General features: G+C 67.6%; 23 protein-coding genes. 16 read left to right on the top strand and 7 right to left on the bottom strand.

The features are described from left to right. The first annotated feature begins 14 nt into the window (after positions 1-14). The 12 genes from A4F85_RS20645 (at position 15) to A4F85_RS20590 (ending at position 11,655) form a co-directional block, all read left to right on the top strand. Entirely contained in the window at positions 15-1,580 is a 1,566-nt protein-coding gene (locus A4F85_RS20645; protein ID WP_063327605.1) for an AMP-binding protein, read from the top strand. A gap of 48 nt (positions 1,581-1,628) precedes the next feature. Next, positions 1,629-2,771 carry an acyl-CoA dehydrogenase family protein gene (locus tag A4F85_RS20640; RefSeq protein ID WP_063327604.1) on the top strand — a complete coding sequence of 381 codons (1,143 nt, stop codon included), beginning with the start codon at positions 1,629-1,631 and terminating at the stop codon, positions 2,769-2,771. A 268-nt stretch (positions 2,772-3,039) separates the two neighbouring features. Next, positions 3,040-5,418, top strand: coding sequence for a type VI secretion system Vgr family protein (locus A4F85_RS20635; RefSeq protein WP_063327603.1), 2,379 nt, complete (start codon positions 3,040-3,042; stop codon positions 5,416-5,418). Positions 5,419-5,463: 45 nt separating this feature from the next. Then, positions 5,464-5,775, top strand: a complete 312-nt coding sequence (locus A4F85_RS20630; RefSeq protein WP_063328047.1) for a PAAR domain-containing protein — start codon at positions 5,464-5,466, stop codon at positions 5,773-5,775. Between the two features lie 6 nt (positions 5,776-5,781). Continuing rightward, a complete protein-coding gene (locus A4F85_RS20625; RefSeq protein ID WP_063327602.1) occupies positions 5,782-6,390 on the top strand; it encodes a DUF4123 domain-containing protein in 609 nt (202 codons plus the stop codon). Beyond that, entirely contained in the window at positions 6,387-6,791 is a 405-nt protein-coding gene (locus tag A4F85_RS20620) for a hypothetical protein (RefSeq protein WP_063327601.1), read from the top strand. The genes A4F85_RS20625 and A4F85_RS20620 overlap by 4 nt, the downstream gene beginning before the upstream one ends. Continuing rightward, positions 6,788-7,543 (top strand): hypothetical protein, encoded by a 756-nt coding sequence (locus A4F85_RS20615; RefSeq protein WP_063327600.1) that lies wholly within the window; start codon positions 6,788-6,790, stop codon positions 7,541-7,543. Before A4F85_RS20620 ends, A4F85_RS20615 begins: the two co-directional genes overlap by 4 nt. Positions 7,544-7,581: 38 nt before the next feature. After that, positions 7,582-8,670, top strand: a complete 1,089-nt coding sequence (locus tag A4F85_RS20610; RefSeq protein WP_231890586.1) for a type VI immunity family protein — start codon at positions 7,582-7,584, stop codon at positions 8,668-8,670. Between the two features lie 33 nt (positions 8,671-8,703). Beyond that, positions 8,704-9,798 (top strand): type VI immunity family protein, encoded by a 1,095-nt coding sequence (locus A4F85_RS20605; protein ID WP_063328046.1) that lies wholly within the window; start codon positions 8,704-8,706, stop codon positions 9,796-9,798. Continuing rightward, positions 9,799-10,332: a hypothetical protein gene (locus A4F85_RS20600; protein WP_063327598.1), complete on the top strand. Its 534-nt coding sequence runs from the start codon at positions 9,799-9,801 to the stop codon at positions 10,330-10,332. Between the two features lie 150 nt (positions 10,333-10,482). Further along, the gene (locus A4F85_RS20595) at positions 10,483-11,307 is read left to right on the top strand and encodes a YecA/YgfB family protein (protein ID WP_063327597.1); all 825 of its coding nucleotides are present in this window, start codon (positions 10,483-10,485) and stop codon (positions 11,305-11,307) included. Positions 11,308-11,340: 33 nt separating this feature from the next. Continuing rightward, positions 11,341-11,655: a helix-turn-helix domain-containing protein gene (locus A4F85_RS20590; RefSeq protein ID WP_012202639.1), complete on the top strand. Its 315-nt coding sequence runs from the start codon at positions 11,341-11,343 to the stop codon at positions 11,653-11,655. Here the strand turns inward: A4F85_RS20590 and A4F85_RS20585 are convergent. The 5 genes from A4F85_RS20585 to A4F85_RS20565 all read right to left on the bottom strand — a co-directional run bounded on the left by A4F85_RS20585 (position 11,636) and on the right by A4F85_RS20565 (position 16,390). Continuing rightward, positions 11,636-12,127: a CinA family protein gene (locus A4F85_RS20585; protein WP_063327596.1), complete on the bottom strand. Its 492-nt coding sequence runs from the start codon at positions 12,125-12,127 to the stop codon at positions 11,636-11,638. The two genes, A4F85_RS20590 and A4F85_RS20585, sit on opposite strands and share 20 nt — an antisense overlap. Positions 12,128-12,137: 10 nt before the next feature. After that, on the bottom strand, positions 12,138-12,638 hold the full coding sequence (locus A4F85_RS20580) for a phosphatidylglycerophosphatase A family protein (RefSeq protein WP_012202641.1): 501 nt from the start codon (positions 12,636-12,638) through the stop codon (positions 12,138-12,140). A gap of 130 nt (positions 12,639-12,768) precedes the next feature. Beyond that, positions 12,769-14,421, bottom strand: a complete 1,653-nt coding sequence (locus tag A4F85_RS20575; RefSeq protein ID WP_063327595.1) for a DUF4139 domain-containing protein — start codon at positions 14,419-14,421, stop codon at positions 12,769-12,771. 38 nt (positions 14,422-14,459) lie between these two features. Continuing rightward, positions 14,460-15,425 (bottom strand): thiamine-phosphate kinase, encoded by a 966-nt coding sequence (thiL, locus tag A4F85_RS20570; protein WP_063327594.1) that lies wholly within the window; start codon positions 15,423-15,425, stop codon positions 14,460-14,462. Positions 15,426-15,490: 65 nt separating this feature from the next. Beyond that, complete coding sequence (locus tag A4F85_RS20565) at positions 15,491-16,390, bottom strand: LysR family transcriptional regulator (protein WP_063327593.1); 900 nt, start codon at positions 16,388-16,390, stop codon at positions 15,491-15,493. A 70-nt stretch (positions 16,391-16,460) separates the two neighbouring features. On the opposite strand from A4F85_RS20565, the gene A4F85_RS20560 reads away from it, so the two are divergent. The 4 genes from A4F85_RS20560 (at position 16,461) to A4F85_RS20545 (ending at position 21,526) form a co-directional block, all read left to right on the top strand. Further along, on the top strand, positions 16,461-17,897 hold the full coding sequence (locus A4F85_RS20560) for an acyclic terpene utilization AtuA family protein (RefSeq protein ID WP_063327592.1): 1,437 nt from the start codon (positions 16,461-16,463) through the stop codon (positions 17,895-17,897). After that, a complete protein-coding gene (locus A4F85_RS20555; protein ID WP_013804720.1) occupies positions 17,894-18,265 on the top strand; it encodes an AtuA-related protein in 372 nt (123 codons plus the stop codon). Before A4F85_RS20560 ends, A4F85_RS20555 begins: the two co-directional genes overlap by 4 nt. A gap of 48 nt (positions 18,266-18,313) precedes the next feature. Continuing rightward, on the top strand, positions 18,314-19,297 hold the full coding sequence (locus tag A4F85_RS20550; protein WP_013804719.1) for a Bug family tripartite tricarboxylate transporter substrate binding protein: 984 nt from the start codon (positions 18,314-18,316) through the stop codon (positions 19,295-19,297). 108 nt (positions 19,298-19,405) lie between these two features. Further along, positions 19,406-21,526 (top strand): alpha/beta hydrolase domain-containing protein, encoded by a 2,121-nt coding sequence (locus A4F85_RS20545; protein WP_063327591.1) that lies wholly within the window; start codon positions 19,406-19,408, stop codon positions 21,524-21,526. 20 nt (positions 21,527-21,546) lie between these two features. On the opposite strand, the gene A4F85_RS20540 is transcribed toward A4F85_RS20545, so the two are convergent. Both A4F85_RS20540 and A4F85_RS20535 read right to left on the bottom strand, forming a co-directional pair. Further along, a complete protein-coding gene (locus tag A4F85_RS20540; protein WP_013804717.1) occupies positions 21,547-22,671 on the bottom strand; it encodes a YbdK family carboxylate-amine ligase in 1,125 nt (374 codons plus the stop codon). Continuing rightward, complete coding sequence (locus tag A4F85_RS20535; protein ID WP_012202651.1) at positions 22,661-23,923, bottom strand: cation:proton antiporter; 1,263 nt, start codon at positions 23,921-23,923, stop codon at positions 22,661-22,663. Before A4F85_RS20535 ends, A4F85_RS20540 begins: the two co-directional genes overlap by 11 nt. Positions 23,924-23,932: the final 9 nt, after the last annotated feature.

Raw genomic sequence — 23,932 nt, 5'->3', positions numbered from 1 at the left:
CAAAGGAGACAGGCGTGCATGACTTTCACAGCTGGGCCGATGCCCGGCCCGACCGCGTTGCGCTGACCATGGGCGACAGCGGCCAGCAGCACACGGCGGGCGCGCTGGCGCAGCGCTCGCGCGAGGTGGCGCAGTGGATGGCCGGGCAGGGCATTGCGGCCGGCGACACGGTGGCCGTGCTGATGGAAAACCGCGTGGAGATCCTGGAGCTGGTGCTGGCCGCGCGCCTGGCGGGCCTGTACGCGGTGGTCATCAGCACCCACCTGACGGCCCCCGAGGTGGCCTACATCCTGGGCGACAGCGGGGCGCGCCATGTCTTTGCCTCGGCCGCCACGGCGGCGCAGCTGCCGGCCGCGCTGGCCGCCACCGTGCATTCGGTGGACGGAGACTGCGCATCCACGGGCCTGCCGTCGCTGGCCGATGCCCTGGCCGCCTGGCGTGCGCAGGCGCCCGCGCCCATCGATCTGTCAGGCCGCCCGCTGGGGCGCGACCTGCTGTACTCCTCGGGCACCACGGGCCGGCCCAAGGGCATCAAGAAGGCGCTGCCGGCGGCGCTCTACCGCACGCAGGCCGATCCCGAATTCCTGGCCTGGCAGCGCAACATGGGCTTTGATGCCGACGCGGTCTACCTCTCGCCCGCGCCGCTGTACCACGCAGCGCCGCTGCGCTACTGCCTGCGCACGCTGGACGGCGGCGGCGCGGTGGTGATCACGGCGCGCTTCGACGCACAGCAGGCGCTGGCGATGATCGAGCGCTACCGCATCACCCACAGCCAGTGGGTGCCGACCATGCTGGGCCGCCTGCTGCAGCTGCCCGAGGAGGTGCGGCACGGCTATGACCTGTCCAGCCACCGCTGCGCCATCCATGCGGCCGCGCCCTGCCCGGTGGCCGTCAAGCAGGCGCTGCTGGACTGGTGGGGCGACATCCTGCTGGAGTACTACGCAGGCTCCGAAGGCTGCGGCATCACCCTGATCAACTCCGCCGAATGGCGCCGGCGTCCAGGCTCCGTGGGCCGCGCCAGCTATGGTCGGCTGCGCATCGTGGGCGACGACGGGCAGGAGCTGCCTGCGGGCCAGATCGGCCGCGTGTTCTTCTCGGACGTGGCGCCCTTCGCCTACCTCAACGACCCCGCCAAGACCCGCGAGGCCATCGACGAGCGTGGCTGGGCGACCTATGGCGACCTGGGCCATGTGGATGAAGAGGGTTACCTGTTCCTCAGCGACCGGCGGGCCGACCTCATCCTGTCGGGCGGCGTCAACCTCTATCCGCAGGAGATAGAGAACGCGCTGGCCACGCACCCGGCCGTGCAGGAGGTGGCGGTGGTCGGCGTGCCCGAGCCCGACTTCGGCGAGCAGCCCATGGCCGTGGTCGTGCTGCGCCAGGGCCATGCGGCCAGCGCCGAGATGGCGCGCGCCATCGTCGCCGAGGCCGGCGCCACGCTGTCGCGCCTCAAGCGCCCGCAGCGCCTGCAGTTCGTGGACGAGCTGCCGCGCCTGCCCACGGGCAAGCTGCTGCGCCGCGTGCTCAAGGACAGGCTGCGCGAGCAGCCCCACGCGGGCTTCAACCTGCGCAGCGCCTGAACGGCCCTTCACCGTCTTTCCTCACCGACAACCACCGGATACCGACCCATGCAAGACCTGACCGAGCGCTCCGTCTACCGCGAAGACCATGAACAGTTCCGCGAGCAGGCCCGCCGCTTCTTCGAGCGCGAGATCGTGCCCCACCATGCCGAATGGGAGCGCCAGGGCATCGTGCCCAAGGAGGTCTGGCGCAAGGCCGGGCGCGAAGGCCTGCTCAACCCCATGCTGCCCGAGCCCTACGGCGGCGGCGGCGACTTCGGCCATGCGGCCGTGCTGCTGGAGGAGATCGCGCGCACGGGCGCCAGCGGGCTGGGCTTTCCGCTGCATTCGGACATCGTCGCGCCCTACATCCATGCCTATGGCAGCAAGGCGCAGAAGGACCGCTGGCTGCCGCGCATGGCCGCAGGCGAGCTGATCGGCGCCATCGCCATGACCGAGCCCGGCGCGGGCAGCGACCTCAAGTCCGTGCGCACCACGGCGCGGCGCGAGGGCGACCACTACGTGCTCAATGGCCAGAAGACCTTCATCACCAACGGCATCAATTCGGAGCTGGTCATCGTCGTCGCCAAGACCGCGCCCGAGATGGGTGCCAAGGGCGTGTCCCTGATCGTGGTCGAGGACGGCATGCCCGGCTTCACCAAGGGCCGCAAGCTCGAGAAGATCGGCCTCATGGCGCAGGACACCTCGGAGCTGTTCTTCGACAACGTGCGCGTGCCGGCCGACCACCTGCTGGGCGAGGAGAACGCGGGCTTCAAGTACCTCATGCACGAACTGGCCCAGGAGCGCCTTGTGGTGGCCGTGCGCGCCGCCGCCTCCATCGAGGCCTTCCTGCACAAGACCATTGCCTACACGCGCGAGCGCAAGGCCTTCGGCCAGCCGGTGTTCGACTTCCAGAACACGCGCTTCAAGCTGGCCGAGGCCAAGGCCCAGGCCACCATGCTGCGCGTCTTCGTGGACGACTGCATCGCCCTGCACCTGCGCCGCGCTCTCGCCCCCGACCGGGCGGCCATGGTCAAGCTCAATGCCACGGCGCTGCAAAACCGCCTGCTCGACGAATTCCTGCAACTGCATGGCGGCTACGGCTACATGACCGAATACCAGATCGGCCGCGCCTGGACCGATGCGCGCATAGGGCGGATCTACGGGGGGAGCGACGAGATCATGAAGGAGATCATCGCCAGGACACTGTGAACCCCTGAGCGGCTGCGCGGGCGTGCGGCGCCCTGATCCGGGGGCGGCCAGCCGGGGCGATGTGTGGCGGCAGCACATCATGAAGGCCCTTGCTCCGGCCGCTTGTCCTAGGCTTTTCCCAAGCCCGTTCCGGGTGGGAGAGCCGGCAACTTCCCCTTGGCAATCCTATTTTTCGGCAGAAACTGGAATTTCCATGGGGCGGCTCATTCTTCCATGATCTTTCCGTATCGAAAGACCGGGAGGGCGCCCCCGCAGGGCGCGAGCACCAATGACACGCCGAGTCACCATACACACGCCATTGGGCGAGCAGCTGCATTTCCGTGAATTGCGCGGCCAGGAAAACATCAGCCAGCTCTTCAGCCTCGATGTGGAAATGCTCAGCGAAAGCGAAAGCATCGATCCCAAGGCCCTATTGGGCAAAAACGCCACCATAGAAATAGAAACCCAGGGCGGTGGCAGGCGTTTCATCGACGGCATCGTCACCCGCTTTGGCATGCAGGGCCAGGACCACCGCCACTACGCCTACAAGGCGCGCCTGAGCCCCTGGCTGTGGCTGGCCACGCGCAAGAGCGACTTTCGCATCTTCCAGAACCAGACCGTGCCCGACATCATCGAGCAGGTATTGGGCGTCTATGGCCATCCCCTGCAAAAGAAACTCACGCGCGCCTATCGCAGCTGGGACTATTGCGTTCAATACAACGAAAGCGATTGCGACTTTGTCTCGCGATTGATGGAGCACGAAGGCATCTACTACCACTTCGCGCATGCCATGGGAGAACACACCCTGGTGCTGTGCGACGACATCATTGCCTCTCACAGCGCATTGCCAGGCGGCGAATCCATTCCCTTCTATCCCCCCGAAAAAGCCGCTGCAGGCGACCAGGAAAACATCCACGCCTGGCAGCTGGAGCAGGAAATCAAATCGGGCCGCCATTACAGCGACGACTACGACTTCAAGAAGCCCCGGGCCGACCTCACCCACCTGCGGCGCGACCCACCAGGCCATGCGCACGACGGCCATGAAACCTACGAATGGCCGGGCGGCTACACGGAGTACGGCGATGGAGAGGCCTACATCCGCGTGCGCCTGAAGGAAAGCCTCACGGGCCAAAGCCGGGTGCGGGGCCAGTCCTGTCACCGGGCGCTGGCCACGGGCTACACCTTCAGCCTCTGCAACTACCCGCGCGGCGACCAGAACCAGCAGTACCTGATCACCGGCCTGAGCTACCACCTGAAAGAAAACCCTCGCGTCAGCGCGATCACCAGCGTACGTGGCGCCCCATCCGCACCGAGTGCCCGGGACGGCGCCAAGGAAGAAGGCTCCTTCCAGCGCTACGAGTTGCAGGCCCAGCCCACGAGTCTTGCCTACACCCCTGCACGCACCACGCCCAAGCCGCGTACCACCGGCCCGCAGACCGCCGTCGTCGTGGGCCCTGCTGGGCAGGAGATATGGACCGACGAATACGGCCGCATCAAGGTGCAGTTCCACTGGGACCGCCTGGGCAAGAAGGACCAGAACTCCGGCTGCTGGATACGTGTTGCCACCCAATGGGCGGGCACAGGCTTTGGCGTTATCTCCATCCCGCGCATCGGCATGGAAGTCATCGTGGACTTCCTCAATGGCGACCCCGACTACCCCATCGTCACGGGCTGCGTCTACAACGCGGCCAACATGCCGCCCTGGGCGCTGCCTGCCAATGCCACGCAATCGGGCATCAAGACGCGGTCGAGCAAGGGCGGCGCACCGGGCGCGGGCATGAAGAACGGCCCGGGCGACGCCAATGCCATCCGCTTCGAGGACAAGGCCGGGCAAGAACAGCTGTGGCTGCATGCGCAAAAGGACCAGCTCACCGAAGTCGAGAACGACGAGGACAAATGGGTGGGCAACGACCGGCGCAAGACCGTGGACCGGGACGAGACCAACGTCATCCACCGGGACCGCACGGAGACCGTGGGCCGCAACGAGAAGATCGACGTGCACGGCTGGCGCACGGAGGTGGTGGACCTGGACGAGACCCTCACCGTCCACCAGAACCGCACGCGCACGGTGGACCTGGATGAAAGCATCCGCATCTGCAAGAACCGCACGAAAACCGTGGATGCCAATGGGCGCGACAGCATCGGCCGCAACTGGACCCTGGCCACGGGGCGCATGAAATCCGAAACCGTGGGCATCGGCTACACGCAGGGCACGGGCCTGTTCAAGATGGTCACCGTGGGGTGCGCCTACAACCTCAACGTGGGCGCGGTGCTGATGAGCAACGTGGGTGTCCTGCGAAGCGACAGCGTGGGGATGGACTGGAGCCGGACCGTGGGGCGCAATCGCAGCGCGCAGGTTGGCAACGATGAAGGCCTCGTCGTGGGCCACAACCGCAGCAGCACCATCCAGAACAATGACAGCACCGAGGTAGGGCAGGACCAGTCGGTCAACGTCGGCAACGACCACGCGCTGCGGGTGGGCGCCAACAGCCTGGTCGATGCGGGCGGACAGCTGGCCCTGGCGGCGGGCACCACGCTGACGGTCGATGGGCAACAGGTCATCGTCACCGGCACCCAAAGCATCCGGCTGCAATCGGGGGCGAGCTCCATCGAGATCTCTCCGGCCATGGTCGAGATCAAGTCGCCGCTGGTGAAGATCAACTGCTGAACCCGGGGCACTCGCATGGGACAACCTGCAGCAAGAGTGGGCGACATGCATGCCTGCCCCGCCCACGGGGGCGGGGCCATTCTCTCCGGCCAGGCCAATGTGCTCATCGGTGGCATGCCGGCGGCCAGGGTCACGGACAAGGCGCTGTGCCCCCGTTCACCGCCCGATGCCCTGGCCGAAGGCGAAGCCACGGTACTGATCGGTGGCAGGCCCGCGGCCCGCATGGGGGACAGGACCTTGCACGGCGGCGTGGTCGTCTCGGGCTGCACCACCGTCTGGATCGGTGCGAATGCGGGCCGGTGCCTGGCCGAAGCCGCGCAATCGGGGGCCGCCTTCGTGTCGGCCATGGAGGACTGAATCGCCATGTCCACCTTGATCCCCCCAGGCCCCGGCACGCCGGACGATCTCCAGATGGCGCGCCAGGCCGTGCTCGAAAAGGTGGCGGCCACCTATGACGGCCTGCTCTACGCCATCGTGGATGCGGCGGCGGATGAACACCTGCATGACGCCATCCTGGCCGAGCCGCCGCAGTCGTGCATCACCTGTCTGTATGACGGAATGCCCGCGGCCCGCTATGCCCGCTACGCGCCCTATCTCATGCGGGTGCATGCAGGCAGTCCGCTGTTCCAGCGCTGGCCGCATGAAGGTTGGCAGGCGCACTGGGGCATTTTCCTGATCAGCCGGCTGCCGGCCCCTGCGCTCAAGCGCCATCTCAAGCGGTTTCTGCAGGCCAGGGGGGACGGCGGCCAGCGGCTGTGGCTGCGTTTTTACGACCCGCGCGTGCTGCCTCGCCTGCTGGCGCAGTTCGACCCGGCGCATCTGGGGGACTGGTTCCGCGGCCACAGCATCCTCGCCTGCCTGGCACCGCATCCCGAGGGGATCTGGGTCGGCATGGCGCAGCGCAAGTTTATGGACCACGTCACAGGCCTGGCGCGCCTGGACAACAGGCAATGGGAGGTGTCTTCGCCATGATGGAAATTTCAACCCTGGAAATGCAGCGCACGCTGCGCCGCAACCTGGTGCCCAGCGAGGGAGGGATTGCCGCCATCGTGCGGCAGACCTGCCATCTCAGCGAGCAGGATTGGCCGCATGACAGGCTGCTGGCCCATACTCGGCGAGGCCTTGACCGTGCGGTGGGCTGGGGCCTGTCGACGCCGGACGATGTCATCGGCTTCCTGGCCTTGCGCCACCAGTTTGGCGAGCGCTTCGACGAGTTTCCCGCTGTGCGCAAGTTTCTCTCGCGCACCGACCTGCCGCCTGACGGACGCATCCAGTTGATGATGCTTGAACTGCCGATGGGCATCTGGGACGTGGTGCGGCGGCGTACGTCGGCAGGCGAGTCCTCCTCGCCTCTGGGGGGCCCGGGTGCATGAGCTGCGAGCAACTGGTCCCCGCCTTCATCGCCCTCAATCGCCTGAAGCGGTCCAGGGACCTGTGCAAGGCCATCGTCCTTGTGGGCTTCAACAAGGTATGCGGCACCCGGGACTTCGACAATGAACTGGACCGCAGGGCGCTGTGCGAGCTGTTTTGCTGCTGCATGACCGGCGGCATGGGCCAGCGCTGCGTGGCCGGCGTGGTCATGCAGGCCGACGGGTTTGAAGGCTACCGGGGCTACTACAAGCAGGAAGTGCCGTACCTGAACAAGGCCCCCGTCATGTCGCGCAACGAGCCCGTGCGCCCCACGCGCAGCCGGCCTGCGGGCTCGCGCATTCCCGATGTGGTCGTGGTGAAGAACCCGCGCCTGCCGCCTGTGCTGGACAACGTGCGGCGGGTCTATGAGATGAAGTTTCCGGGGGATAAATTTTCTTCAGACCTTGGGCCAGACGGCAGAAGTCAGCTTCAGGCCTACACATATATTTTTGAAGACAAGTTTCAAAAGGATGCCTTGGACGCTGGAAGCTGTGCTTGCGACAGTGATGGCGAAAACGCAAATGAAAGTGTGTTGAACCAGGCAGCGCAATGGCAGGCCAACAGGGAAAAGGTCATCTCTTTGTCCGAACGGGTGAATAAGGATACGGCGGCGGCTGTCGGGGCTGCCGCCGGTGCGTCTGCGCTGGGTCGGGTACTCAGAGGTGTCGGTACGGTAGGGAGTGCACTCGCAAGAGTCCTTGGATTGTCCTTTTGAAGCGATGGTTTAGGTACAGCGAAATATGGGGGATGGATATGGCGAAAGACTTCAACAAACCTTTGAGTACCAGAGAGCTACAGAAGGCCACTGTGGCGACTATGGATATTCTCAAGGCGCTGGTATTGAAGAACCAATTTGGGCGTATTTGTGCGCGAGCAGGCTGGACCATTGAAATGGTGTTTCATGATGGGGATTCATTGGCTGTGCGCGAGCGAGCTTGGAAGGTGATAGATCTATTCATTGAAGTCGTTGGTTCTGAAAAGCTTGCAATATGGTGGGGGCTGGCTCCTGTTGCTATGGCCAGCGAGAAAGGGCGGGAGAGGATGGAAAAACACAAACCGAGTACGCTCAATAATCCGAAGGGCTTTGCAATGATGTTTGATCTGGCCTCGGGCAAACCAAAACCTCCAGATGATTGGGTGGAAAATGCACAAGACTTTCGCCTTTGCTGTCGTGTGGAGAATGATGAAGGTATTTGGTATCGTGAAAGATATAGAACCCCGGGGAGAGGCCCTGCCATGTCTTTCATTCGCATGGCATTTCCCGCATGGTGGATTATGGGTCAACCGCCAGAGCACAATGTGGGCCGGCTCACCACCCAGATGGTGGAGTTGATGCAGCCCTATTGGGCCATTGCAGGCTGGGGCGTTATGCCCGCAGTGGAAGAACGCAATATTGGACCCGACGGGAAAGGGCAGCAAATACTGTATCCCTACTTGCAGCGTTTTCCAGGCTTGAATGCCCTGGGCAGCCTTGCGTTGATGAGCCATGACTTCAACAACGCCATGTACAGCATCAATTGGCTCAGTTTTGTCAGCGATGCCTTGCTGGAAAAACTGGGCGGGCGGGAAGCGGTGCGCAAGCAGATCGAGGCCAGCCAGTATCTTTCGGCCGGTGATGTAGGCAACTGCCTGGGAATCCGTGCAGGAGACTTTCCTGGTCTGGGGGATATGGATCAAGGACTGACGCTGCCCGCTTTTGGCGAGGCGGCACGCCTGCTCAAGCCTGTCCGTGCCAAATCTCGGCTCAATAACTTCATCGGCCCACCGCCTTCTGGCTCGAATGATGAACATGCGTGGCTACTGGCATGCGATGCCTATATGAGCCGGTTTGATCTGTTCTGATTTATGGGATTCTGAAGGTATAGGGAGATGACGATGGCTGCGGAACATGATTTCAATTGGCCCTCAGGCAATCGGGAAGCGGATGCTGCCATGGCGGCGACATTGGATATTCTCAAGGCACTGGTATTGCGGAATAATTTTGGCAATATTTGCGCAAGAGCTGGCTGGACCATCGAGATGGTATTCCATGAAGGGGATTCATTGGCTGTACGCGAGCGCGCTTGGAAGGTGATAGATCTATTCATTGAAACCGTTGGTGCTGAGAAGCTTGCAATATGGTGGGGGATGGCTCCTGTTGCTATGGCCAGCGAGAAAGGGAGTGCGAGAATGGAAAAGCACAAGCCGAGTACGCTCAATAATCCGAAGGGCTTTGCAATGATGTTTGATCTGGCTTCGGGAAGTCCAAAACCTCCAGATGATTGGGTGGAAAATGCACAAGAATTTCGACTTTATTGCCGGATAAAAAACAATGAAGGCATCTGGCTGCATGATCGCCATACAACACCTGGCATAGGACCTTCCATGTCTTTCATTCGCATGGCATTTCCAGCATGGTGGATTCTTGACCAGCCGCCTGAGCACAATGTGGGTCGCCTCACCACCCAGATGGTGGAGTTGATGCAACCCTTCTGGGCTATTGCCGGATGGGGTGTCATGCCTGCAGTGGAAGAGCGAAATATCGATCCCGACGGCAAAGGACAACAAGTGTTGTATCCCTATCTTCAGCGGTTCCCGGGCTTGAATGCCCTGGGAAGTCTTGCGTTGATGAGCCATGACTTCAACAACGCCATGTACAGCATCAACTGGCTGAGTTTTGTCAGCGATGCATTGCTGACAAAACTGGGCGGGCGAGAGGCCGTGCGAAAGCAGGTGGAGGCCAGCCAGTATCTTTCGGCCGGGGATGTGGGCAACTGCCTGGGAATCCGTGCGGGAGACTTTCCTGGTCTGGGGGATATGGATCAAGGACTGACGCTGCCCGCCTTTGGCGAGGCGGCGCGCCTGCTCAAGCCTTTGCGCGCCAGATCCCGGCTCAACAACTTCATCGGCCCACCGCCTTCGGGCTCGAATGATGAACATGCGTGGCAACTGGCATGCGATGCCTATATGAGTCGGTTTGACGGGTTTTGAATGGAAAGCACCATGAAGCCACAGCCCATCGCCCCGTTGATGGATGCCGTGTTGCGCACGCTGGGACGGCATAGCCGGCAGGACTACCTGCGCCTGGCCCTGCGCCAGGCGGGATTGAGCGATGCGCAGCTGCTGAAGATCGATCACGCCCCACCTTACCCGGTGACATGGGCGGAGAGGGGGCTGGGCCTGGTCCTTCAACGCCTGGCCTGGGGCGACATGCCAGGCGCTCCGACTTGGGGCGTGCACAGCGTGACCCTGGATGCGCAGCGCTGGAAGGGGACTTGGCCCATGGGCCTGGATCCGGAGACCGTGACCGCGCAGGAATTCGTCAGCATGCTGGCCCAAGACCCGGCCGAGGCGCTGTGCCTGCCCCAGATGGCCTGCTGCACGATCCGCGGTTTCGACGAGCAGACATGGGCACTGGTGGCAGTCTTTGGCGGCGCCAGCGGCGCTTTGCAGAATTTGACGATGAGCCGGGTCGGGGAATGGGTGGGGCTTTCCATGCTCCCGGCCTGGCAGGGAGCCGGGTAGCGGGTGGGCCATGTGGGGCGATAGGGCCCCGTGGGCGCCAGTTCCGACCGGGCGCCACGGGCATGGCGGCGCGGCTACACTGCGGGCCATTCATTCGAGGGGCTGGCCGTGGCCGGCTCCTTCCCCCTGTTTTCCCTAGAGATTTCCGCCATGTCCAACGACGCCCACGAAGCCACCGCCCTGCCCGACGAGCCTGCCCTGACGCCCGAGGCGCTGGAGGAACTCGACGATCTGCTCGACGAGCTGCGCACGCGCGGCGACGAGATTCCGCAGTGGGAGTTCTGCGACGGTTTCCTGACGGCGCTGATCTGCACGCGCCGCGAGGTGCCGGCCGCCGAGTGGCTGCCCATGCTGCTGGGCGACGGCGGCACGCTGGAGGCGGCCGAGGGCCAGCCGCTGCCGCTGATGGAAGTGTTCAAGGACGCGGCGCAGCAGGCGCGCTTTCTGGAGCTGGTGGGCCTGCGCATGGACGAGATCCGCACCCAGCTGGACGCCGATGTCAAGACGCTGGAAGACGACCGCACCTTCCAGCCCGAGGCCATGGACATGCGCGGCGCCATCCTGTCGCTGCCCGAGGAAGAGCGTCCCGATGACGGCGAGATTCCCTCGTTCGGCCAGATCTGGGCGCTGGGCTTCATGTTCGTGGTCGAGAACTGGGCCGAGGAATGGGCCGCCCCGCGCGACAAGGAAGCCGCCGGCTGGCTCAACGAGGCGCTCAACGCCGTCGTGGCCCTGACCGAGGACGACACCGGCAAGCCCGAAGTCTGCATGTACGACGAGGACGGCCCCGCCAGCACCAGCCAGGAGCGCGTGGAGCAGTTCGGCGAGGCCATCTGGGCGCTGTACGACCTGCGCCAGATCTGGAAGAGCATGGGCCCGCGCCAGGAAACCATCGTCAAGGGCGAGCAGCCGGGCCGCAACGACCCCTGCCCCTGCGGCAGCGGCAAGAAGTTCAAGAAGTGCCACGGCGCCTGAGCGCCCGCGCCACAGGCTTTGGATGCACGGGCCATGAGACATATCGGTGAACGCATACGCGCCCGCCGCGCCGAACTGGGCATGACCCAGGGCCGGCTGGCCGAGGCCGCAGGCATCACGGCCTCGGCCGTGTCGCAGATCGAATCGGGGGCCATCCGCACCCTCAAGAACGACACCCTGGCCCGCGTGGCCCTGGCGCTGCAGACCACGGCGCTGGAGCTGACGGCCGGCCTGGAAGACGACAACGCGCCGCTGCCCGTGGACGAGCAGCGCCTGCTGGAAAGCTACCGTGCCCTGCCTGCACCGCTGCAGGAGATCGCGCACCGGCTCATAAAAGCCTTGCGCTGATCAGCGCATTGAGGCGCTGCAAGGCGTGTGCCACGGTGGCCTGGCGCACGGCGGTGCGGTCGCCGTCAAAGCGCAGGCATTCGCTGTGCGTGGTGCCGTACACGCTCCAGCCGAACCAGACCGTGCCCACGGGCTTGGCGGCGCTGCCGCCCCCCGGCCCGGCCACGCCTGTCACGGCCACGCTGCACTGCGCGCGTGAGTAGGCGATGGCGCCTTCGGCCATGGCGCGCGCCACGGGCTCGCTCACGGCGCCGTGCTCGGCGATCAGCGCCTCGGGCACGCCCAGCAGGTCGTGCTTGGCCGCGTTGGAGTAGCTGACAAGGCCGCGCTCGAACCATTCGCTGGAGCCGGCGCGGTCCGTGCAGGCCGCGGCGATCATGCCGCCCGTGCAGCTCTCGGCCGTGGCCAGCATCCAGCCGCGCTGCAGCAGCAGGCCTGCCAGGGTTTCGACGAGTTCGTTGGATGCGCTCATGCCAGTTCCTTCAGCCGATGAAATGGCGCCACAGGGCGATGACCAGCAGCGTGCAGAAGGCGGCCACCAGGTCATCGAACATGATTCCCCAGCCGCCGCGCCAGCCGAAGCCCTTGAAGCACCGGTCGGCCCATTTGACGGGCTGGGGCTTGGCGGCGTCGAAGAAGCGGAACAGCGCGAAGGCGATGAGCTGGCCCCAGAAGCCCGTGGGCATGACCAGCCACAGCACCAGCCAGAAGGCCACGATCTCGTCCCAGACCAGGTTGCCCGGGTCGGCCACGCGCATGTGGCGCGCCGTGACCGTGCAGGCCCACCAGCCCAGGGGAATGCTGCCCGCGATCAGCAGGCCGATCTGCTGGGGCGTGAACCAGTGCTGCAGCAGCAGGAAGGACAGCCAGGCCCACAGCGTACCCACGGTGCCGGGCGCGATGCGCCCCAGCCCCGAGCCCAGCCCCATGGCGATGAAGTGGGCCGGGTGGGACATCATGAATTCCAGCGTGGGGCGAGCCATGCCGCCCTGCGGCGGGCCTTCCGGTGGGCGCGCCGCAGAGGCAAAGGTGGGGGTAGCAGGATCGCCGGAAACCTCCGGCCGCAGCGGCGCGTCACTCATGGGGCCAGATCATAAGCGCGGCCCTGGTGCTTCACTGACGCTCTTCCACCGCCAGATCCTGCGGATGGCGGATCTGGTGGCGGGCCTCGAAGCTGGCGCTGGCGCCAGCGGCCAGCGGCTGCTGCCAGGCGATCATGCCGTTGCGGTCGTTCCAGCGCGTGGTGGCCGGCTGCGGGTTGTATTGGGACTGCACGCGGATCTGGTCATTGCGCGAGATGGGTGCGGCGTCCACCACCTGCAGCTCGATGGCGCGGTCATGGCGGTTGTCCACCTGGAAGCGCCGCGTGACCTGGCGTTCGGTGCTGCTGCTGAGCAGGCCGCCGCTGCCCGTGGCCGAGTCCACGGGCAGGTTGCGCACCACCACCTTGTCATCGCGGCCGAAGGACAGGCCCTGGGCCAGCGCGGCGGCGTTGCCGAAGTCCAGCCGGCCCTGGCCGGCGAAGGCGCCGTCGCGGAACAGGGCCACGGGGCCTGCGGGCCACACACCGGCCGGCACGGCCAGCTGGGCCACCAGGTAGGCGGCCTCTTCCACGGCGGGCGCCGTGCGCGTGAGCAGGGTGGCCGGCAGGTTCTGCGAGCCCAGGGCCAGGGTCACGCGCTCGCTGCTGGAGGGCACGCTGATGCGGTAGGGCACGGAGAACTGCGTGGCGTAGGCGGTGTTGAGGCTGGCGACATCGAGCACCGGCAGTTCGGCCGCCTCGCTGGCCGCCCCGGGCTTGCGGGCGCGCTCCAGCATCATTGCAGGGGCCGCCGGGGCCGGCGCTGCCGCAGGGGCCATGGCGGCCACGGGGCGGGGCCGTTCCACATCCAGCGTCCAGGGATTGGGCAGGCGTGCCTGCGTGCTGCGCGAAGGCTGGCCGGTGGACAGCAGCAGTTGCACCTGGCTCCAGTCCTCGCCGCTGTTCTGGGCCACCAGGGCCAGGCGTTCGATGGCCACCGTGCCCTTGGCCGGGTCCAGCTGGGCGCGGTAGGTGGGCTGCCAGCTCGGGCCGCGCACCTGGTAGGTGAGCTGCACATTGGCATCGGCCGGGCTGGCCAGTTGCACGGTGACCTTCATCACCTGGGCGTTGCCTGCGCCCGTGCGGTCGCGTTCGAGCTGCAGCGGCCTGAGCTGCTCCTGCAGCGCCTGCTTTTGCCGCAGGATCTGGTGGGCGCGCAGCGTGTTGCCACGGCTGGTGCTGCGCAGCGCCTCGGTGGCGGCGCCCAGCTGGCTGGCGGCGGGCAGGGCGGGGGCTTTGGCGTCATCGCCGGGCTTGGCCAGGCCCTGCAGGTAGTCGCCCACGAGCTTGGCGGCGGACTCGTCGGCCTCCAGCGCGGCCAGTTGGTCTTCCAGCGTGCGGATCTGCTGCTCCAGCGGGCTGGCGCAGGCCTTGGAGGCCAGTTCGCGCGGCTGCGACTGCAGCTTGTAGTCGCCCAGGCGCACGCCGGCATCGGCGCTGACCTGCAGGCTCTGCGGGTCGATGGAGCCGGGCAGGCACTCGAACACCAGCTGGCGCGTGGCGGCCGTGATGCGCGCCGTGCGCTCCACCGAGGCCACGCCCGCATACAGGGTGACGCGCGCTATGGGGGCGCGGGCGATGGTGGCTTCCTGGGCTTGTGCCTGGGCCTGGACCGGGGTGCCTGCCAGCAGGAAGCAGGCGGCGGCCAGGGCAGAGAGGGCGGGCAGGGCGGAGCGTTGAACCATGGGCAGTCCTTCTCGGATGAAAGTGGTTTGGCGCGGCGTCAGGCCGCAGCGAAGTGGTCGAATGAGGTCCACCGGGGCGCCATGGCCGCTCCGTCCGGGCCGATCAGCCGCAGGCCGGGCGGGGCCTCGATGCAGCCGATGCGCGTGACGCGCGTGGCGGTGTCGCGGCCTGCGGCCTGCACGGCATCGCGCCGGTCGGCCGGGGCCGTGAAGCACAGCTCGTAGTCGTCGCCGCCGGACAGGGTGCACTGGTGCAGCAGGTCGATGGCCAGGGGCGCCTGTTGGCCGGCATCGAGCAGCGGCGTGATCAGGCGCGTGTCCAGGCTGGCGCCCACGCGGGACTGCTCGAGGATGTGGCTCAGGTCGCCCAGCAGGCCGTCGCTCACATCCAGCGCGCTGCTGGCAATGCCGAGCAGCGCCTGGCCCAGGGCCACGCGCGGCGTGGGCGCTTCCAGGCGCTGGCGCGCGGCGGCCAGCGTGCCGGGTGGCAAGGTGGTGTGGCCCAGCAGGGCTTCCAGCGCCAGGCGGGCATCGCCCAGGCTGCCACTGACCCAGATGTCGTCGCCCGCGCGCGCGCCGCTGCGCAGCAGGGCCTGGCCGGGCGGCACTTCGCCGAAGACGGTGATGCAGATGTTCAAGGGCCCCTGGGTGGTGTCGCCGCCGACCAGCTCGCAGCCGTGGGCGTCGGCCAGGGCCAGCAGGCCGGCCGCAAACGCCTCGGTCCAGGCTGCATCGGCGCGCGGCAGGGACAGGGCCAGGGTGAAGGCCAGCGGGCGCGCGCCGCAGGCCGCCAGGTCGGACAGGTTCACGGCCAGGGATTTGTGGCCCAGCAGGCGCGGGTCCACGTCGGCGAAGAAATGCCGGCCCTCGACCAGCATGTCGCTGGAGACGGCCAGCTGCATGCCCGGCGCCGGGGCGAGCAGGGCGCAGTCATCGCCCACGCCCAGGGCGGCGCGGCGCACGGGGCGCTGGAAGAAGCGGCGGATCAGGTCGAATTCACCCACGGTGGCGGCTTTCGGATGCGTTTGGCGATCGGGCTATTGTGCTGCGAGGTTCGTGCTGCCCCGTATCAGGTGGTCTCGCCCGCACCGGGCCGATGCTCCAGCGCCAGCGCGTGGAAGGCCTGGGCGGCAGGCGACAGGCTGCGCTGGCGCCTGCGCACCAGGTACAGGTCGCGCCGGCGGTCGGCATCGGCCAGCGGGCGCGTCACCAGGCCAGGCTGCACGAAGTGGAACAGCGCCAGGGCCGGCACCACGCTGATGCCCAGGCCCGCGCGCACCATGCCCATCACGGTGGCCAGGTGCTCCACTTCCAGCAAGGTGTTGAGGGCCGGGGCCTGCTCCTGCGATTCCAGGTACTGGCGCACGCTGCTGTGGCGGGCGAGCTGGATGAAGGGCTGGTCCCGCAGGTCGGCCATGGCCGGCGCGGGCAGGGCCGCCAGCGCATGGTCGGCGCGGCAGACCAGGTGCAGTCGGTCGGCGCAGAACCATTCGGCCTGCAGCTCCTCGGTGTCGGCGCGGATGGCGGCCAGCGCCAGGTCGGCCTGGCCCGAGGCCACCTGGGCGATGCACGATTCGGACAGCAGATCCGACACCTGCAGCTGTATGCCCGGATGGCGCGCATGGAACAGTGCCAGCACGGGCGGCAGCCAGGCCGCCGCCAGCGAAGGCAGCAGGGCGATGGACACGCGCCCGCGCTGCAGCGCCGCCGCCTCGCGCAGGCCGTGCACGGCATCGCCCAGGTCGGCGCGAATGCGCTGCGCGGCATCGAGAAACTGCGCCCCCTCCTGCGTCAGCGCCACATGGCGCGTGCTGCGGTCGAACAGGCGCACGCCCACGCCGTCTTCCAGCCCCTTGATCAGGGCGCTGAAGGCCGGCTGCGACAGATGGCAGCGCTGCGCGGCCAGCGTGAAGCTGCTGAGCTGGGCCAGGGCGATGAAGGCATCGAGCTGGCGGGAGGAGATATTCATCTGGTTTTTGGATGAGTTGATCCGAATAATCGATTTCACAGATTAGCAGCCCTTGCCTACATTGGCCTGCATGGACCACCTGGAAAACTCCTTTGCCCCGGACAAGCCCCCGCTGTGGGTGGGCTGCGCAGCCGGCTTCTCGGGCGACCGCACCGATGCCGCCGCGCCCGTGGTGCGCGCCCTGGCGGCCAGCGGCCAGAGCGCCTGCCTGATCTTCGAGACCCTGGCCGAGCGCACGCTGGCGCTGGCCCAGCTCGCGCGGCGCGAGCAGCCCGACGCGGGCTATGAGCCCCTGCTGGAGGACCTGCTGGAGCCCGTGCTGGCCGACTGCCTGGCGCATGGCATACGCATCGTCAGCAACTTCGGTGCCGCCAACCCCGAAGGTGCGGCGCGCTGCATCAAGCGGCTGGCGCAGCGCCTGGGCCTGCGCGTGCCGCGCATCGCCGTGGTGCATGGCGACGACGTCAGCGGCCCAGCGTACCGCGAGGCGCTGCGGGCCGCGCTGGGCGCAGAGTTCCCCGAGGATTCGCTGGTCAGTGCCAACGCCTACATCGGCGCGCGCGCGATTGCCGAGGCCCTGCAGGCCGGCGCCGAGATCGTGGTGGCCGGCCGCGTGTCCGACCCCTCGCTGACCCTGGGGCCGGCCATGGCGCATTTCGGCTGGGCCTGGGACGACTGGGACCGCCTGGCGCGCGCCACCATGGCCGGCCACCTGCTGGAATGCGGCGCCCAGGTCACGGGCGGCTACTTTGCCGACCCGGGCTTCAAGGACGTGCAGGGCCTGGCGCGGCTGGGCTATCCCATCGCCATCATCGAGCCCTCGGGCGACTGCACCATCACCAAGCCCGAAGGCACGGGCGGCCTGGTCAGCGAACGCACGGTCAAGGAACAACTGCTGTACGAGGTGCACGACCCGGCCGCTTACCTGACGCCCGACGTGGTGGCCGACCTGTCCGAGGCCGAGGTGCACCAGGTGGGGCCTGACGCCGTGCGCCTGAGCGGCGTGCGCGGCCATGCGCACAACGGCCACTACAAGGTCAATGTCTGCCATGCCTCGGGCTGGCTGGCCGAGGGCGAGATCTCCTATGCCGGCCCGCGCGCCCTGGAGCGCGCCCGGCTGGCCGGCGAGGTGCTGCGCGAGCGCCTGGGCGGCGAGGCCGCAGGCGACCTGCGCCTGGACTGGATCGGCGTGGCCAGCGTGCTGGGCGACGACGCCGGCCGCTGGCGCGACGCGCAGCCGGCCGGCGCAGCCGCCCCCCAGGACGTGCGCCTGCGCGCCGCCTGGCTGCGCCCCACGCAGGCCCAGGCGCGGCGCCTGCCGCGCGAGGTCAATGCGCTGTACACCTGCGGGCCGGCCGGCGGCGGCGGCGTGCGCACGGCGCTGCGCGCGCGGCTGGGCACGGTGTCCTGCCTGCTGGCGCAGCAGAGCATCGCCACCGGGTGGAAGTGGGCCGAGGGAGAGGTTAATAAAGGAGTCGAGAAAGAAGCCGGGGAGCACGCCGCATGAACACACTGCCAACCACGATGCCCGTCACCGTGCCGTTGTACCGCCTGGCGCACGGGCGCACGGGGGACAAGGGCAACCGCTCCAACATCAGCCTCATCGCCTGGAATGCCGCCTGCTGGCCCGTGCTGGTGGAGCAGATCACCGAAGAGCGCGTGGCCGCGCACTTCGCCGCCCGGCGCCCTGCGCGCGTGCAGCGCTTCGTGCTGCAGCGCCTGCAGGCCATGAACTGGGTGCTGGACGCGGTGCTGGACGGCGGCGTCAACGACGCGCTCAACCTCGACAGCCACGGCAAGGCGCTGTCGTACTGGCTGCTGCAGATGCAGGTCCACATACCGGCTTCGCTGCTGCCCCACCTGGCGCCGGAGTAGCCGGCAGGACCCGCCCGTCACACATTCATCACAACAAAGGAGACAGACATGAACCTTTCGCAGAACCTTCCCCGCCGCCATGCGCTCGTGCTGGCCGCCTGCGCGCTGGCAGCCGCCGCAGCACCGGCACTGGCGCAGGACTATCCGTCCAAGCCCATCACCTTCGTCGTGCCGTTTGCGGCCGGCAGCGCCACCGACCAGCTGGCACGGGCGCTGGGCCAGGCCGTGACCACGGCGACCAAGCAGGCCGTGGTGGTCGAGAACAAGGGCGGCGCCAGCGGCATGATCGCGGCCCAGCAGGTGGCGCGCTCGGCGGCCGATGGCTACACGGTGCTGATCACCACCAACACCACGCATGCGGCCAACCAGCATCTGTACAAAAAGCTGCCCTATGACGCGGTCAAGGACTTCGCGCCCGTGGCCGGGCTGGGCAAGGGCGGCCAGGTGCTGGTGGTGCGCGCCGATGCGCCGTACAGGAACGTGGGCGATCTGCTGGCGGCGGCGAAGAAGCAGCCGGGCAAGCTGTCGTTCGGCAGCGGCAGCTCCTCCAGCCGCGTGGCCGGTGAAATGCTCAAGCAGCTGGCCGGCGTGGACCTGATGCACGTGCCCTACAAGAGCAATCCGCTGGCCATCACCGACCTGCTGGGCGGCCAGATCGACCTGATGATCACCGACACCTCCACCGGCGTGCCCCAGGTCAAGTCGGGCAAGCTGCGCGCCCTGGGCTACTCCACCACCAAACGCAGCCCGCAGCTGCCCGAGGTGCCCACGCTGGAGGAAGCCGGCGTCAAGGGCTATGACATGGGCTACTGGTTCGCGGCCTACGCGCCCGCTGGCACGCCCGAGGCCGTGGTGGCCCGTCTCAACCGCCTGCTGTCCGACGCCGTGCACAGCGCGGGCGCCAAGTCCTTCTTCGAGATGTCCGGCTCCGAGGGCTGGACCGCCACGCCCCAGGAGCTGGCCGCCTTCCAGGCGGGCGAGACCCAGAAGTGGGGCCAGGTGATCAAGGCCGCCGGCATCCAGCCCGAGTAGGCCGCTCTCCGCTCTCCCGTTCCCTTTTTTTCCGAACCGTCCTAGGCCGCCGCAATGCACGGCGGCCAGGGCGGAGCCTTGCCTGTGCCATGACCCCAAGGAGACAACATGCACATCAGATCCATCCATCCACTGGCCCTTGCCCTGGCCGCATCCGGCCTGCTGACCGCCTGCGGCGGCAGTGACTCGCCCGCCGGCTCGCAGGCGCCGCGCATGCAGCTGAGCATCAGCGCCACCGAGGACTTTGCCGGCAGCTACGGCAGTGTCGGCGCCTACGAAAAAGTGACCGGCGTGCTGCGCGGCGAGCTGGACCCGGCCGACCCGAAGAACGCCGTGATCCAGGACCTGGCGCTGGCGCCCGTCAATGCGCGCGGCATGGTCGAGTACAGCACCGACTTCGTCATGCTCAAGCCCAAGGACATGTCCAAGGCCAGCGGCGTGCTGCGCTATGACGCGCCCAACCGCGGCAACATCCTGACCATGCCCAACCCCACGGCCACGCCCGGCGATGCGGTCTACCTGGAGCGCGGCTATGTGCTGCTGTACTCGGCCTGGCAGGGCGATGTGCCCAAGTCCACGCCCGCGCGCCTGACGGTCACCGTGCCCGTGGCCCGCAACAAGGACGGCAGCAGCATCACGGGCAGCTACCGCACCGAGCTGGTCCCGGCCGCCGCCGTGCCCTCCATGACCCTGCCCGGTGGCGTGTTCAACGGGACCATGATCCCCTACGAGCCCGCCAGCCTGGACAACACGCAGGCCGGCTACTCGCTCACGCGCCGCATCAACGAAACCGATGCGCGCCAGACCGTGCCTGCGGGCGACTGGAAGTTCGCCAGCTGCGATGCCGCCGCCAATCCCTTCCCCGGCACGCCTGCGGCCACCAGCGTCTGCCTGAAGGGCGGGTTCGACCCGCAGTACCTCTACGAGCTGGTCTACGTGGCCAAGGACCCCAAGGTCATGGGCGTGGGCCTGGCGGCGCTGCGCGATACGGTGAGCTTCTTCCGCGCCAAGTCGGCCGACGCTGACGGCAAGGCCAATCCGCTGGCCGGGCGCATCACGCACACCATCGGCCAGGGCACCTCGCAGTCGGGCAATGCCATGAAGACCTTCCTGCACCTGGGCTTCAACCAGGCGCTCGATGGCGGCAAGGTTTTCGACGGCATGTATGCCCATGTGGCCGCGCGCCAGACCAACATCAACACGCGCTTCGCCGTGCCCGGCGGCGGGGGCGGCCTGCGCACCGACCACACGGCCTTCGGCCAGACCGCGCCGCGTGGCCTGGACAAGGACTACAGCGACGAGGTCAGCGGCCGCCAGGGCGGCGTGATGAAGCGCTGCGAAGCCAGCAACACCTGCCCCAAGTTCTTCCTCGGCCTGTCGGGCACGGAGTTCTGGCAGCTGCAGGGCTCGCCCGTGCTGACCGATGCCAACGGCCTGCGCGACATCGCCCAGCCCGCCAATGCGCGCATCTACTACTACGCCAGCACCCAGCACGGCGGCGCGGGCGGCACGGCCAGCATCGGCTATGCGCCCACGCGCAATGTCTATCCGGCCGGCACCGTGGTGCACTTCAACGACACGTTCCGCGCGCTGTTCATCGCGCTGGAGGACTGGGTGGTGCGCGGCACCGAGCCGCCGGCCAGCCAGGTGCCCAGGCTGGCCGACGGCACCCTGGTGCGGCCCGACAAGCTGGTCTTTCCCGCCATGAAGGGCCTGAGCTGGAGCGTGGGCGGCGTGCAGACCGCCATCCCCGAGTTCCGCTACCTGGCGCGCCACAACGGCTTTGCGCTGCTCGACTTCGGCCCGCAGTACGTGCCGCAGGACGAAAGCGGCATCGCCACGCTGCAGCCGCCGCGCGCCACGGGCAAGGACTACGCCATCCTCGTGCCCCAGGTCGATGCGGCCACCGGCCTCACGCGCGCAGGCATCCGCAGCGTGGAGGCGCGGGCACCGCTGGGCACCAGCATGGAGTTCAACTACGTGGCCACGCCGGGCATCGTGGACCTGTCCAACCTCACGGGCAGCTTCATCCCCTTCCACAAGACGCGCGCGGCGCGGCTGGCGGCCGGTGACGGGCGGCCTTCACTGGAGGAGCTGTATGTCGACCAGGCCGGCTACGTGAGCGCCGTCACGGCCGCGGCCCAGGACCTGGTGCGCCAGCGCCTGCTTCTGCAGCGCGACGCGGACGCGCAGATCACCGCCGCGCGTGCGGCGGCGGTACTGCCTTGAGCCTGCGCTGAACGCAGGCCTCAGACGGCCTGGCCGCGAAAGCGCATGGCCGCCTGGCGCGAGACCTCGGCCAGCAGCTGCTCGCTGCGCTGGCGTTCGCGCAGCCAGCGGGCATCGTTGCTGCCGGCGGCCACGTCGCTGCGCAGCAGGTGCAGGGCGGGCGCGGCGCCATGGCGGGCCGCGTAGTCGGCCACGGCATCCATGGTCTTGAGGATGTGGTCGGCCAGCGGCATGTGCTCGCCCGTGGCCGGGTCCACGTACACGGCCTCCAGGCCGAAGCGGCAGGCCTGGAAGCGGTTGTAGGTGTAGACCAGGTAGTCGTCCTCCACGGGCGTGAAGGGCTGGGTGTCCATGAACCAGGCAGCCAGCGCCTGCACATAGCCGGACAGGGCGGCTGCGCGCTCGATGGTCAGCGGCGTGTCGAACACGCGGATCTCGATGGTGCCGAACTCGGGCTTGGGCCGGATGTCCCAGTAGAAGTCCTTCATGCTCTTGACCACGCCCGTGCGCGTCATCTTGTCGAAGTACTGCTCGAACTCGCTCCAGTGCAGCACGCAGGGCGCGCGGCCCGACAGCGGAAAGGCGAACACCGAGTTCAGCCGCGCCGAGTCGAAGGCCGTGTCGTGGCCCTGCACATAGGGGCTGGAGGCCGACAGCGCAATGAAGTGCGGGATGTAGCGCGACATGCGGTGCAGCATCAACAGTGCCGCGTCGGCGTCGGGGCAGCCGATGTGCACGTGCTGGCCGAAGATGGTGAACTGCTTGGACAGGTAGCCGTACAGCTGCGACAGCTCCTGGAAGCGCGGCTTGTCGTAGATGCGCCGCTCATGCCACTGCTGGAAGGGGTGGGTGCCGCCGCCCACCACGGCGATGTTGAGCTTGTCGGCGCTTTTGACCAGCGCATCGCGGATCTGGCTGAGCTGGCCCAGCACCTCCGAGGCCGAATGGCAGACGCTGGTGGAGATCTCGATCATGCTGTTCGTCATCTCGGGCACCACGCTGCCGGGCAGCGGGTTCTTGAGCATGAGGCGCAGCATGTCCTCGGCGTAGGGGGCCAGGTCGTAGTCGTGGGTGTTGACCAGCTGCAGTTCCAGCTCCACGCCCAGGGTCAGCGGTTCGGACGAGTTGAAGGCTTCAAGACTCACGTTCATCTCCTGCGGTATTCGTGCGGCTCAGCGGCTTCCAGGGACGGGAGCTTTCGCCGGAGCGGTAGATGGCCACGGTGGCGAGGGCGGCACCCAGCACCTCCATCACCAAAATGGTGGGCAGGGCCACGCCTGCGATCTGCGCGCCCAGCTCGGGCGCGGCGGCCACGAACTGCGATGCAATCAGCAGCGCCACCGATGACATGGGCGCCATCGCGCAGCCCACCCAGAAGGCCTGGCGCCAGTTGGCGCCCGTGCCCACATTGCCCACGGCCACGCCCAGGGTCTTGGCGACCAGGCGTGCCAGGATCACGGCGCCCACCACGCCGGCCACCGGCGCGCTCCAGTCGGCCTGCGCGGCCACGGTGGAGACCAGCACGAACATCAGCATGGTCAGCAGCGAGGCCGCCGTGCCCAGCTGGCGGGGCCAGGCCCAGGGGCGCGGGTTGAACTGCTTGAGCAGGATGCCGCCCAGCAGCGCCGCCAGCGGCGCCGAGCCGCCCAGGTAAGAGGCTACGGGCACGCTGGCCGAGATCAGGGTGAGAAAGAGGATGGAGGTGTTCTCGCTGGCCGGGCTCATGAAGCGCAGCGCCAGGCGCATCAGCACGGCCAGCACCAGGGCCACGGCCACCGAGACGCCCAGCACCACCAGCACCGGCATGATCGAGGCCACGAAGCCCGCCTTGGGCTGCGTCAGCATGCCCGCCTTGGCGCTGCCCAGGGCCAGCGCATACAGCGTGGACAGGGTGGCCAGCACCAGGCCGCGATCGGTCACGGCGCCTGCGGCACGCATGTCGGCCACCACGCGCGTCAGCACCAGGGGCGAGGCCGCCATGGCCACCAGGGCCAGCGGCCCGGCCACTTCGGGGGCCACGCCCAGCCAGCCCAGCACCAGGGAGACCAGCACATAGGTCAACGCGGATTCGGCCACGCTTTGCACCAGCACCATGGGGTTGTGGCGGAACCAGCGCAGCGTGATGCGCCCGCCGCATTCGAACAGCACGATGGCCACGCCCAGCTCCAGCAGGAACAATCCCGTGCCCTGCAGCGGCCAGGCGGTATTGGCGCCAAAGCCGATCAGCCCGGCAATGCCGCCCACCAGCGAATAGCCGACCACCTTGGGCAGGGCCGCATGGCGCTGGCAGGCGTAACCCACCATGGTGGCCACGGCCAGCAGCAGGGACCATTGCACCGTGGCCAACCCGGCCGATGGCCGCAGCCACGGTTCCCAGAAGCTCAGCATGTCATTCATAAGCGAGGT

The sequence above is a fragment of the Delftia sp. GW456-R20 genome, from assembly GCF_001622915.1.
GTDB lineage: Bacteria > Pseudomonadota > Gammaproteobacteria > Burkholderiales > Burkholderiaceae_C > Comamonas > Comamonas acidovorans.
This window is presented reverse-complemented; position numbering and strand designations above follow the sequence as displayed.